Origin of the sequence: uncultured Roseovarius sp. (assembly GCF_963972555.1) — a bacterium.
Taxonomy (GTDB): domain Bacteria; phylum Pseudomonadota; class Alphaproteobacteria; order Rhodobacterales; family Rhodobacteraceae; genus Roseovarius; species Roseovarius mucosus.
The window spans coordinates 27049-39188 of record NZ_CAXAUM010000009.1 but is presented as its reverse complement, the minus strand read 5'-3'; the positions used below and the strand labels follow the sequence as shown (position 1 = coordinate 39188).

The following is a 12140-nucleotide window of genomic DNA, read 5'->3' as shown; positions in this document are numbered from 1 at the left end:
TTCATGACGGGTATTTATCGGCCGGTTACGCTGTCTGGCCTGGCGTTGTGAGTGCGTCGCGCCAGACAGCATTTCTTCCAGCGTCCCTTCTGGGGGATGAGGGTTCCGGCTTCCTCCGGAACCCTCTTTTTTATTACCGTGCCAAACCAAGGCTTTGCAGGGCGATCTTGATCTCGTCCAGAATGGCGGGATCGTCGATCGTCGCCGGCATCTTGTACTCTTGGCTATCGGCGATCTTGACCATGATGGCACGCAGGATCTTGCCCGAGCGTGTCTTGGGCAGACGGTCTACCACCACCGCCAGCTTGAAGGCCGCGACCGGGCCGATTTGGTCGCGCACCAGCTTGACGCATTCCTTGACGATCTCGTCATGCGCCCGGTTGACGCCCTTGGTCAGACACAGGAACCCGACCGGCGTTTGCCCCTTCAACTCGTCCGCCGCGCCAATCACGGCACATTCGGCCACGTCCGGATGGCTGGCCAGAACCTCTTCCATCGCGCCCGTGCTCAAACGGTGCCCCGCCACGTTGATCACATCATCGGTGCGCGCCATGATCCACAGATAGCCGTCCTCGTCCTTCATCCCCGCGTCGCCCGTCTCGTAATAGCCGGGGAAGGTGTTGAGATAGGACTTGCGATAGCGCGCTTCGGCATTCCACAGCGTCGGCAGCGTCCCCGGCGGCAGCGGCAATTTCACCGCAATCGCACCCAGCGTGCCCGGTGCCACCTCATGCCCGCCCTCGTCCAGAATCCGCACGTCATAGCCCGGCATCGCCACCGTGGGCGAGCCGATCTTGACCGGCAGCGCCTCCAGCCCGGCAGGGTTGCCCGCGATGGCCCAGCCGGTCTCGGTCTGCCACCAATGGTCATAGACCGGCACCTGCATCACGCGCTGCGCCCATTCGATCGTGTCCGGGTCGGCCCGCTCCCCGGCGAGATAGAGCGCGCGCAATTGCGACAGATCGTAATTCTTGATCAACTCGCCCTTGGGATCATCGCGCTTGATCGCCCGGAGCGCTGTCGGCGCGGTAAAGAAACTGCGCACCTTGTGCTCGGACATCACCCGCCAGAAGGTGCCCGCGTCGGGCGTGCCCACCGGCTTGCCCTCGAACACAATGGTCGTGTTGCCATGAATGAGCGGCCCGTAACAGATATAGCTGTGCCCCACGACCCAGCCCACATCGGAGGCCGCCCAGAACACCTCGCCCGGGTTCACGTTATAGATGTTTTTCATCGACCAGTTGAGCGCCACCAAATGCCCCGCCGTCGCCCGCACCACGCCTTTGGGCGCGCCAGTGGTGCCTGAGGTGTAGAGAATATAGGCCGGATGATCGCCCGATACCGGCACACATTCCGCCGGCTCCACCCCGTATTGGAACGCGTGCCAGTCAAAATCGCGGCCCTCGATCAGCTTGGCCACCTCTTCTTCGCGCTGAAAGATAACGCAAAACTCGGGCTTGTGCTTGGATTGCTCGATCGCTCCATCCAAGAGCGGCTTGTAATGCACCACTCGTCCCGGCTCGATCCCGCAAGAGGCGGCGATAATGGCCTTGGGCTGGCAATCGTCGATCCGCACCGCCAGCTCATGCGCGGCAAAGCCGCCAAAAACCACCGAATGCACCGCCCCCAGCCGCGCGCAGGCCAACATCGCCTCCAGCGCCTCGGGCACCATCGGCATATAAATGATGACGCGGTCGCCCTTTTCCACGCCCTTGGCCCGCAGCGCCCCCGCCAGTCGCGCCACGCGGCTGCGCAGTTGCGAATAGTTGATCTTTTGCTTGATGCCGGTCACCGGGCTGTCATGGATGATCGCGGTCTGCGCGCCGCGCCCCGCCGCCACATGCCGGTCCACCGCATTCCAGCAGGTGTTGACCTCGGCATCCTTGTACCACTCATAGAGCGGGGCGGCCCCGTCAAATAGCGCCTTCGAGGGCTTCTTCACCCAATCAATCGCCTCTGACGCCTCCATCCAGAAGCCTTCGGGATCTGCAAGCGATCGCTCGTAAACCTCAGTGTATCCCATGGTATCCTCCTCCGATCCGTTGAATATGTGTTACGGATCACCCCGCCTTGGGGCAAGCATCATGCAGGGCCACGGGACAGAAGGCCGCAGAAATTTTGCAGAAATGACCAAAGCCGCTCTGCAAATTTTTGCAAAGCGGCTTTTTTTGTTCACGTCACCGGAAATTGTAAGAAACTTTGCAAATCCGCAAAGAATTTTCCTGCAAACCCTGATTCTACCCGTAATGCGCCACCGGCGTGCCCGCGATCGCCGCCATATTGAGCAGGCCCCGCGCCGTGATCGACGGCGTGACGATATGCGCCCGGTTGCCCATCCCCATCAGGATCGGCCCCACTTCCAGACCGCCAGCCTTCATCTTGAGAATGTTGCGCACGCCCGACGCGGCATCGGCATAGGCAAACACCAGCACATTCGCAGCCCCCTGCATCCGGTTGCCCGGCAACAGCCGCTCGCGCAACTCGGGGTCAAGTGCGGCATCAATCGTCATCTCGCCCTCATAGGTGAAATCGCGCGGGGCCTCGTCGAGGAGCGCAATCGCCTGCCGCAACCGTTCCGCCCCTTCATCCGGCTGGTTGCCGAATTGCGACTGCGAACAGAACGCGACCTTGGGCGCGATCCCGAACCGCCGCACATGCCGCGCGGCCCCGATCGCGGTCTCGGCCAGTTGCGCCGGATTCGGCGTCACCCGTACATGGGTATCGGCGATAAAGAGCGGCCCGTCTTCCAGGATCATCATGCTCAGCGCCCCATGCGGGCGGCGGGTTTCGTCCTGGAGAACCTGATTGACGTATTTCATATGCCAGCGGAATTCGCCAAAGGTCCCGCAGATCAGGCTGTCGGCCTCGTTGCGATGCACCATGACCGCGCCAATCGCTGTGGTATTGGTGCGCATGATGGCGCGCGCCAGATCCGGCGTGACCCCTTTACGCGCCATGAGCCCATGATAGGTCTCCCAATAATCGCGGTACCGCGGATCGTCCTGCGGGTTGACGATGTTGAAATCCCGCTCGGGCCGGATCGAGAGGCCCGCCCGCTCGCAGCGGCGTGCAATCACCTCGGGACGCCCGATCAGGATCGGCTGTTCCGTGGTTTCCTCCAAAATGGCCTGTGCCGCACGCAACACCCGCTCATCCTCGCCTTCCGCAAACACAATCCGCCGCGAGGCCGTGGACGCCGCCTGAAACACCGGCCGCATGAGCAGCGCCGACTTGAATTTGCTGGCATCGAGTCCCGCCTTGTAGGCCTCCAGATCCGCCATCGGTCGCGCCGCCACGCCGCTCTCCATCGCCGCCCGCGCCACGGCGGTCGAGACAACACCCGACAGGCGCGGATCGAACGGCTTGGGGATCAGATAGTCCGCGCCGAATGTCATCTGCTCACCGTGATAGGCCGCCGCCGCCTCGGCACTGGTCGAGGCGCGCGCCAATTCGGCAATCCCCTGGACACAGGCCACCTGCATTGCGTCATTGATCTCGGTCGCGCCCACATCCAGCGCCCCTCGGAAAATGAACGGGAAACACAGCACGTTATTGACCTGGTTGGGGAAATCCGACCGCCCCGTGGCGATGATCGCATCCGGCACCGCCGCGCGTGCCAGATCAGGCATGATCTCGGGGTCCGGATTGGCCAGCGCAAAGACGACGGGCCGCTTGGCCATCGCCTTGACCATCTCGGGCGTCATGATGTTGGGCCCCGACAGCCCGAGAAACAGGTCCGCCCCGCCGATCACCTCGCCCAGTGTCCGCAGTTCCGTCGCCTGCGCAAAGGCCGCCTTTTCCGGGTTCATATCGACCTCCCGGCCCACATGCACCAGCCCGTGAACATCACAGAGCCAGATATTCTCGCGCTTGACGCCCAGCTTGACCAACATATTGAGACAGGCAATGCCCGCCGCGCCGCCGCCGGTCGAGACCACCTTGATCTCTTCGAATGTCTTGCCCGCCACGTGCAGCGCATTGGTGGCCGCAGCACCCACCACAATCGCCGTGCCATGCTGATCATCGTGGAAAACCGGGATATTCATCCGCTCGCGGCAAATTCGTTCAACGATAAAACAATCCGGCGCCTTGATGTCTTCCAGGTTGATCGCACCAAATGTCGGCTCCAGCGCGCAGACAATCTCGGCCAGTTTTTCCGGGTCGCTCTCGTTAACCTCGATGTCAAAACAGTCGATATTGGCGAATTTCTTGAAGAGAACCGCCTTGCCTTCCATCACTGGCTTAGAGGCAAGCGCCCCGATATTGCCCAGCCCCAGAACCGCAGAACCATTGGTGACAACCGCCACCAGATTGCCGCGCGTCGTGTATTTCGACGCCGTGGACGGATCGGCCTTAATCTCCAGACAGGCCTCGGCCACGCCCGGACTATAGGCGCGCGACAGGTCGCGGCCATTGGCCATCGGCTTGGTTGCGCGGATCTCCAGCTTTCCGGGCCGGGGCAGCGCGTGATAATCGAGCGCCGCCTGACGGGTGGCTTCCTTTTGGCTGTCGGTCATGGTCCTCATCTCCCTGCGGGCAATATAGTTTAATATTAAACTACCGCTACGGCATGCTCATATCACGCCCCCGCGATTTTTCAAGCCCGAGCTTGCACCGTCGCGCCGCGCCACGCAATCCCGATTGCGCGCCCACATCCCGGCGTTGCCCTCGGGCGCTTTTTCTGGAATGACAATCCCCACCGCAGCGCAAGAGGCCCGCCATGTTCCCGAATCTCACCGTCGTCGACCACCCGCTCGTTCAGCACAAGCTGACCCTGATGCGGCAAAAGGAAACCTCCACGGCCGTCTTCCGCCAACTCCTGCGCGAAATCAGTCAGTTGCTCGCCTATGAGATCACACGCGAATTGCCGATGACCACCCGCGCCATCGACACGCCCCTGATGGAAATGGACGCGCCAGTCCTCGCCGGGCGCAAACTCGCGCTCATCTCGATCCTGCGCGCTGGCAACGGCCTGCTCGATGGCATGCTAGAGTTGATCCCCTCTGCGCGCGTGGGCTTTGTCGGCCTCTACCGCGACGAGGCCACGCTTCAGCCGGTGAAATACTACTTCAAGGTGCCGGATCAGCTTGGTGAACGCCTCTCGATTGTTGTCGATCCGATGCTGGCCACCGGCAATTCCTCTGCCGCCGCCGTGACCATGCTGAAAGAGGCAGGCGCCCGCGACATCCGCTTTCTCTGCCTGCTTGCCGCCCCCGAAGGTGTCGCGCGCATGCAAGAGGCGCATCCCGATGTGCCCGTCGTCACCGCCGCTCTCGACAAGCGCTTGAATGACAAAGGTTATATCCTGCCAGGACTAGGGGATGCGGGTGACCGGATGTTCGGCACTAAATAGGCCAATTACTGTTTACTAAACAGCAAAAATAAGGCAACCTGCATCCAATTGATGTTGGGGGCGTAATGAGACTTTCACCACTTGCCATTCTGGCGTCGACCGTCCTGCTGCTTGGCACGGTCGATCTGTCCGCGCAGACCCTGCGCACTCCTGCAGAACCGGCCGAATTCCCACCCAGCAGCTATCAGGGTCGGCAATATGTCGATAGCGCCGGTTGCGTGTTCGTGCGCGCGGGCGTTGCCGGAAACGTCACATGGGTTCCACGCATTACGCGGGGCCGCGATCAGCTCTGCGGCTTCCAACCCAGCCTCGCCACGAGTGCGCAGGCCGCCGCCACGCAACCCGTGGCACAACCCGCCCCCAAACCCACGCCGCCAGCCCGTACAACGCCTGTCCCCGTAGCACCCCGCGTCGCCACGGCACCCGCGCCCGCCCCTGCCCCGCGCGCGATCCGGCAACCGGCCCCGGTCGCCACAGCTCAGCCACAGCGTCGCACCGCTCCGGTCCAAGTGGCGTCTGGCGCACCTCTCAGCGCCCTGCGCCCCGAGGCCGATCCGCGCCCTGTGGCCCTGCGCCCTGCCGCGACCAAACCGGCCCCTGCCCCCTCTGCCCGCGCCGTGCGCCTGACCCAGCCCGATCCCGCACGCAGCGCCTGCGCCAACCTAAGCCCGATCTCCGCCGCCTATACCGTCCAGCACAAGGGTTCCCCTGTCCGCTGCGGCCCGCAACGATCGGCGCATGTGACCTATGGCAACGGCAGCAACCGTTCGCTTGCGCCGCGTCCCGGCACCCCGGCCACGCCTGAAACCGTGCCGCCCTTTACCCGCATCGCCCCGGCCCGCGTCTATGCCAGCCAAAAGGCCAGCCTTGCCGGAATCTCTGTCCCTCCCGGCATGCAGCCGGTGTGGGAGGATGACCGCCTCAACCCCTACCGCGCGCACCAGACCTTCGAAGGGCGCGACCAGATGCTGCTGATGTGGACCAATACCGTGCCGCAGCGCCTTATTGACCGGCGCACCGGGGCCGACGTGATCCACCAATATCCCGGCCTGCAACCGCCCTATACCAGCTTCGAGGCGCAGCGCGCCGCCGGTGTCACCGTCGCCACCCAAGGCCGCTATGTCCCGGCCCCGATCACGGCCCGGCAATTGGCGCAGGCCACAACGAAACCCGCGCCGCGCGCCACGGTCTCGACCCGCTCGACGCCCGCCAAGGACGCCCCAAGCGCGCCCAGCCACCGCTATGCGCAGGCCGGTCTCTTTGCTGATCCGGCACAGGCACAGGCCGCAGCCCAGCGCATCGCCGCCTCCGGGCTTCCGGCGCGGCGCGGCAGCGTCACGCGCGACGGGCGCACGCTGACGCTTGTCCTCGCCGGTCCCTTTGCCACGCAATCGCAACTCAAAGCCGGGGCCGACCGCCTGCGTGCCATGGGCTTTAGCAACGTCACCCTGCGAAAATGAGCCTAGGGCGGCGGCTTAGCCCCGCCGCCCAATCAGGCGCGCCATATCCAGCATGCGGCAGGAAAATCCCCACTCATTGTCATACCAGCCAAAGACCCGCAGCAACCCGCCGACCGAAACCGAGGTCTGCGGCCCTGCCACGATCAGGCTTTCGGGGCGCGCGCGCAGGTCCGACGACACCAGCGGCGCCTCGGTCCAACCCAGCCAACCATGCCGCGCCGCCGCCTCTTGCATGTGGGCATTGACCCCCTCCGCGGTCACATCGGCGCGCAGTTGCACCACTAGGTCAATGCAGGACACGCTCGCCACCGGCACGCGGATGGCCCGCGCCTCGATCCGCCCCTTGAGACCGGGCAGAACCAACCCCGTCTGATGCTGCGCGCTTGTCGTCGTGGGCACCATCGACAATGCTGCGGCGCGGCTGCGTTCGGGCGCATCGCGCGGCTTGTCCACCGTGGGCTGACTGCCGGTATAGCAATGCACCGTCGTCATCTGCCCGCTGACAATGCCATAGGCCTCATCCAATATCCGCGCCAAAGGGGCCAGCGCATTGGTGGTGCAGGACGCGTTGGAAATGATCCGGTGATCGCCCAAATCGCCCTCATTGGCCCCGATCACCACCGTCACATCCGCCTCCGCCGAAGGGCCAGAGACCAGAACCGCTCGCGCCCCCGCCTGCAACCCGCGCTCGGCCACAGCGCGCGTGCCACCCATGCCAGTGCACTCCAGCACAAGATCGACCCCGCTCAGATCCAACGTACTCAGATCGCGCGCCGCATGAAACGGGATGTCCTGCCCATCCACCACCAGAGCACCGGGCCGCGTCGTGACCACGCCGGGCCACGAACCAAACACGCTGTCGTACTGGAATAGATAGGCGCAAGTCTCGAGCGGTTCGATATCGTTGATGCAGACCAGCTCGAACGCCGCCCCCTCGCGCATCAGAATCCTCAGGATGGTACGGCCAATCCGGCCAAACCCGTTGATGGCAATGCGAATACGGTCCTCAGACATGGTGCCCTCCCGGCAGACAGGTCAACACCGCTGACATTGCTGTGCCGATCCGGGAAACACCAGCCCCGAAACATAATTTGATCAAATCAGGACACGCAATCCCCGCTCAGGCCCGAACCCAAGGGTCAGAGAGAGCCGCATCGCGCGGGGCCGCCGTCAGACCGTTCATCCGCGCCATGGCCAGAACCAGCCCCCGCGCCTCGGTCAGCGGCAACACATCATAGCGTGGCCCCGCGCGCTCTTGCGCATAGTCCAGCAGGTTGCAAGACGCCGGGCACAACGCCATCAGGCCGTTCTCCGCGAAAATCACCTGCTCACTCTCGAAGTGCAGCACGACCACCTCGGAACCCGGATCGGGCATCACCCGCGCAACCCCCGGCGCCGCCTCCAGCGCCACACCGGGCAAGAGCGCAAAGGGATCTCCCCACAGCGTCTCGGCCATATCGCTCTCAACCATCAGCACCTGATGTGGCATCACGCGCAACGGCGCACGATTGCCCAACACCCCGCGTCCGACCTCCAGTGGCCAGAACCGCGACGGACAGGCGCTCTCGCCCGTCCAGACCGGATGCCGCGACACACCGCAGATCGGTTGCACGCCCGCGTCAAAGGTCACGACGCGGTCGCCAGCGCAGAGTGCCTGAACCGGACGCCAGCCATGGCCCGTGGCCACCCGCGTTCCGCTCAAGAGGCCACTTTGCACACCTACCGGCTCCGCTTCTAGCGTCCGCGCCGCCCCGCGTTCACTGATGCCAAACCAACCCAGCATACCTCTGTCGATCCCTTTCCGTTGCAACCAGTCCTGTTTTGCCAACAGGTCCACACTCCGACGGGTTGACTAAGCCATGGTTAAGATGACCCGTTTTTGCTCGAATTCAGGCAGGATTATGGCACCGTCGCGGCAGGGTGGACAACACCGTCAAAGCCGCACGATTGGCATTTAAAGCCCGCGCAATCTCGCGAACTTGTCAGCGGCGCTTAGAACCGATAGCCGAATCGTGCGATGTCCTCGGCGGCACAGTCCGCCACGATCTGCACCGTGCGGGCGTCATAATACTCGGCATAAGGGCCCCGCTCCGACCGATTGGCCGGTGTCACCTCCAGCGTGAATCCCAGATGCGCCCAGAGCGGTGCTGCATCCTCTTCCAAATGCTCGAGCCGGATAAAGAGCCGACAATATTCGCGCCCGTCCGCCGCCGTCATATAGTGCCGCGCCGGGGTCGCGCGGAGCGCGGCCTGCGTCTCGGGCGCCGCCAGAAAGCCAATGAAATCGCGGTCCTTGGCCAGATGCACCGCCGGGTGATCGAAATCCTGCCCGCGCAGCCAGTGATAATAGCTCACCATCCGGTCCCAGGGGTTGCGCACCAGCGTAAAGGTAAAGGCCGCCGCCACCTGCTCGGCGCTCACCAACCCGTCGATGTCGCTCAGCGTCGAATGTTTCCAGAGCCGCCCGCGCGCTTGCAGGCCCTTCAACCGCGCGCGCCTGCGCCGCGCCTTGGGTGTATCGCCGATCAGAATATCCTCCGCCTGCGCGCGCGCTTCCAGCGCCATCGCCAGCGCGGTGCCGCCGGTCTTGGGAATATGCACAAAGATATAATTGCGTCCGGGCGAGATGATCATGCCCGCATCCTAGCCGCTGCACAGACGCGCGAAAGCCCCTTTCGCGCCGCCTCAGCGCATCGCGTCAACCAACACCTGCGCCTCATGTGAGCGCAGACCAGAGCGCGCGCTCGGCCCATAGCCCGCAGCCCCCCACGCGAAAACCTCGGGGAAAAGCCTGTGCAATTCCGCCTCTGTCTCGGCATCGAAACTGCCCTGCGTCATCGGACCGGGATGATAGCTCTCACTCCATAACCCATTGCCGCGCACGATTTCATGCCGGTCGAACAGCAGATGCACATAGACCACCGGCGCACCATCACAGCGCCGCGTGATGGAGTGGTCATTGACCAACGCCGCCGCCTTGACCAGCACCTGATGCGTGCCAAACAGCAATTCCGCCTGCGGCGAGGCCACGAGGATACGGTGATTGGCTGACAGTTCCAGTGCCGCGTGCCGCCCCAGCGCATTGGCGGCCAGCGCCACCGGCGCATCCGCGCCCCGCGCCCGCCTCGGGCTCCGGCCGATCCAGCGCAGGGGCTGCGGCCCATGATCCAGCGTCAGCACCAGATCGCCGGGGCGCAGCGTCTCGATCGCAACCGGCCCCTCGGGCGTGTCGATCAGCGTGCCTTGGGTAAAGCAGGGTGCCACCGTGTTCAGCGTGATAAAGCCCACATCGGTATTGCCGAACTCATCGGCCACCGTATAGGACAGCACGTTGGACGTACCCACAGCCTCGGCAGAGGTCACAAGTACAAACCCCGTCGCCGTCATCTGAAGCGTCTCGCCCGTGGCAAGCGTGATCGTATCGCCCACGACCACCGGCTGACCGTTGACCTCGGTTATGGTCAGCGTCCCGCCCACCGCACTCGTATCATTGGCCAGAAGGTCGGTTTCCACCGGCGCAAACCGGGTCACGTCAATCACGTCATCCTCGGCAATCAACGACGTCTGGATCGAGTTCCCGGCGATCAACAGATTGCTGTCCAGCGCCCCATCGCCCCCATCGGCGATGCCGATCTTGATGGTGTTCACCTCACCTGCCACCACCGGCGCCTTGAGCGTGAGCGTGACCGTGAACCCGTCCATCTCGGTATTATAGGCGTTCGATAGGGTGGAGTTGTCCATATAGAGATTGGCATTGGACACATCATTGATGTTGTTGATCGTGATATCGCCCGTGCCCACCGTCAACTCGGCCTGCACCCCGTTGACCCAGACGCCTACCGCATCGTTGAACCCGGCGTTCACATACTCCAGATACTCCTCGGAGGAGAACACGATCTGCATCGTCAACGTGCTGCCTTCGGGGATAAACTCCGCCTCAAAAACCGCCGCGTCAAAGGTCTCCTGCCCCGAGATTGCCGTCAGGTCCGCATCCCCCGCCAAAGCATGATCGGTCGAGGTTTCGGCAGAGAGGTTCGGATCAGCCAAGAGGTTCAGCAGACCGGGCTCATTGGTGACATCCGTCGCATTGCCCGTGGACAGGATCACGCCCGTATCGGACGGCGTCAGATCCGGCGAAACCGTGTCGCCATCGCTATAGATCCCCGAGGCGCTGGCCGCCCCCGTATAGCTGGCAGAAACGATCGTGATGCCATGGCCAAACATGGCCACGGCCATGTCCATCGCGCTGGCAGAGGTATCAATCGGCAGTTCCGAGGCTGTGGCCATGGCAAGTCTCCGTGCAGCTTTGCAGAGAGACTGGCACCCGAATTCTCAAGAGCCATTTAACGCGCACACGCCAAACGCTCCGAATTTTACGTAACACGGCCTCCCGTCAGAGACTTGCAAGCGCCGTGCCAACCGCCATATTTGGCGCAGAAGCATGGGGGAAATCCGATGGGCTATCTGCGTACAGGCATTCTGATGGCGGCGATGACCGCGCTCTTTCTGGGCATCGGCGCGCTCTTGGGCGGCATGGGCGGGGCGATGGTGGCGCTGATCGTGGCGCTCGCCATGAACGCCTTTAGCTGGTGGAATTCCGACCGCATGGTGCTGCGCATGCACAACGCCCGCCCCGCCTCGGGTCCAGAGGGCGCGGCACTCACGCAAATGGTGCATGACATGGCCGATGCCGCCGGCATGCCGCGCCCGGCGGTCTATATCCTCGACAACGATCAGCCCAATGCCTTTGCCACCGGGCGCAACCCCGCCAATGCCGCCGTCGCCGCCACCACCGGCCTCCTGCGCAGCCTCAGCCGCGAGGAAATCGCCGCCGTCATGGCGCATGAGCTGGCCCATATCCGCAACCACGACACAACGATCATGACCGTGACCGCGACCTTCGCGGGCGCCATCTCGATGCTCGCCAATTTCGCGATGTTCATGGGCGGCAATCGCAACAACGGCATGGGGCTCATTGGCACGCTGGCGCTGATGATCCTCGCCCCCCTCGCGGCGGGCCTCGTGCAAATGGCGATCAGCCGTAGCCGCGAATACGAGGCCGACCGCATCGGCGCCGAGATCTGCGGCAACCCGCTCTGGCTCGCCTCCGCGCTGGAACGGATTTCAGGGCTGGCCCAGCGCATCGACAACGACACCGCCGAGCGTAACCCCGCCACGGCGCATATGTTCATCATCAACCCGCTGCACGCCCATGCCCATGACCGGCTCTTCTCCACCCACCCCAACCCCGCCAACCGCATCCGCGCCCTGCGCGAGATGGCAGGGGGGCAGAGGGGACGTGGGCCTTGGGCGTGAGGGAAGTGACG

9 protein-coding genes are annotated in these 12140 nt (G+C 63.8%); 3 read left to right on the top strand and 6 right to left on the bottom strand.

The features are described from left to right. Positions 1-133: 133 nt before the first annotated feature. Positions 134-2023 carry a propionate-CoA ligase PrpE gene (gene prpE, locus AACZ65_RS10510; RefSeq protein WP_339670605.1) on the bottom strand — a complete coding sequence of 630 codons (1890 nt, stop codon included), beginning with the start codon at positions 2021-2023 and terminating at the stop codon, positions 134-136. Positions 2024-2237: 214 nt separating this feature from the next. Beyond that, positions 2238-4517: an NADP-dependent malic enzyme gene (locus AACZ65_RS10505; RefSeq protein WP_339670603.1), complete on the bottom strand. Its 2280-nt coding sequence runs from the start codon at positions 4515-4517 to the stop codon at positions 2238-2240. Between the two features lie 203 nt (positions 4518-4720). Between AACZ65_RS10505 and upp the strand changes: the two genes are divergently transcribed. Together upp and AACZ65_RS10495 are read left to right on the top strand one after the other, a co-directional pair. Then, the gene (gene upp, locus AACZ65_RS10500) at positions 4721-5353 is read left to right on the top strand and encodes a uracil phosphoribosyltransferase (protein ID WP_339670601.1); all 633 of its coding nucleotides are present in this window, start codon (positions 4721-4723) and stop codon (positions 5351-5353) included. A 65-nt stretch (positions 5354-5418) separates the two neighbouring features. Next, on the top strand, positions 5419-6813 hold the full coding sequence (locus AACZ65_RS10495) for an SPOR domain-containing protein (protein ID WP_339670599.1): 1395 nt from the start codon (positions 5419-5421) through the stop codon (positions 6811-6813). A gap of 15 nt (positions 6814-6828) precedes the next feature. Here the strand turns inward: AACZ65_RS10495 and AACZ65_RS10490 are convergent, their stop codons facing one another. The 4 genes from AACZ65_RS10490 to AACZ65_RS10475 form a co-directional block, all read right to left on the bottom strand. Further along, positions 6829-7827: a type I glyceraldehyde-3-phosphate dehydrogenase gene (locus AACZ65_RS10490; protein WP_339670597.1), complete on the bottom strand. Its 999-nt coding sequence runs from the start codon at positions 7825-7827 to the stop codon at positions 6829-6831. Positions 7828-7933: 106 nt separating this feature from the next. After that, positions 7934-8596, bottom strand: coding sequence for a Hint domain-containing protein (locus tag AACZ65_RS10485; RefSeq protein ID WP_339670595.1), 663 nt, complete (start codon positions 8594-8596; stop codon positions 7934-7936). A 209-nt stretch (positions 8597-8805) separates the two neighbouring features. After that, positions 8806-9447, bottom strand: coding sequence for a sulfotransferase family 2 domain-containing protein (locus AACZ65_RS10480; protein ID WP_339670593.1), 642 nt, complete (start codon positions 9445-9447; stop codon positions 8806-8808). Between the two features lie 51 nt (positions 9448-9498). Continuing rightward, positions 9499-11100 (bottom strand): choice-of-anchor L domain-containing protein, encoded by a 1602-nt coding sequence (locus AACZ65_RS10475; protein WP_339670591.1) that lies wholly within the window; start codon positions 11098-11100, stop codon positions 9499-9501. 168 nt (positions 11101-11268) lie between these two features. On the opposite strand from AACZ65_RS10475, the gene htpX reads away from it, so the two are divergent. Continuing rightward, positions 11269-12129 carry a zinc metalloprotease HtpX gene (gene htpX / locus AACZ65_RS10470; protein ID WP_339670589.1) on the top strand — a complete coding sequence of 287 codons (861 nt, stop codon included), beginning with the start codon at positions 11269-11271 and terminating at the stop codon, positions 12127-12129. Positions 12130-12140 lie beyond the last annotated feature (11 nt).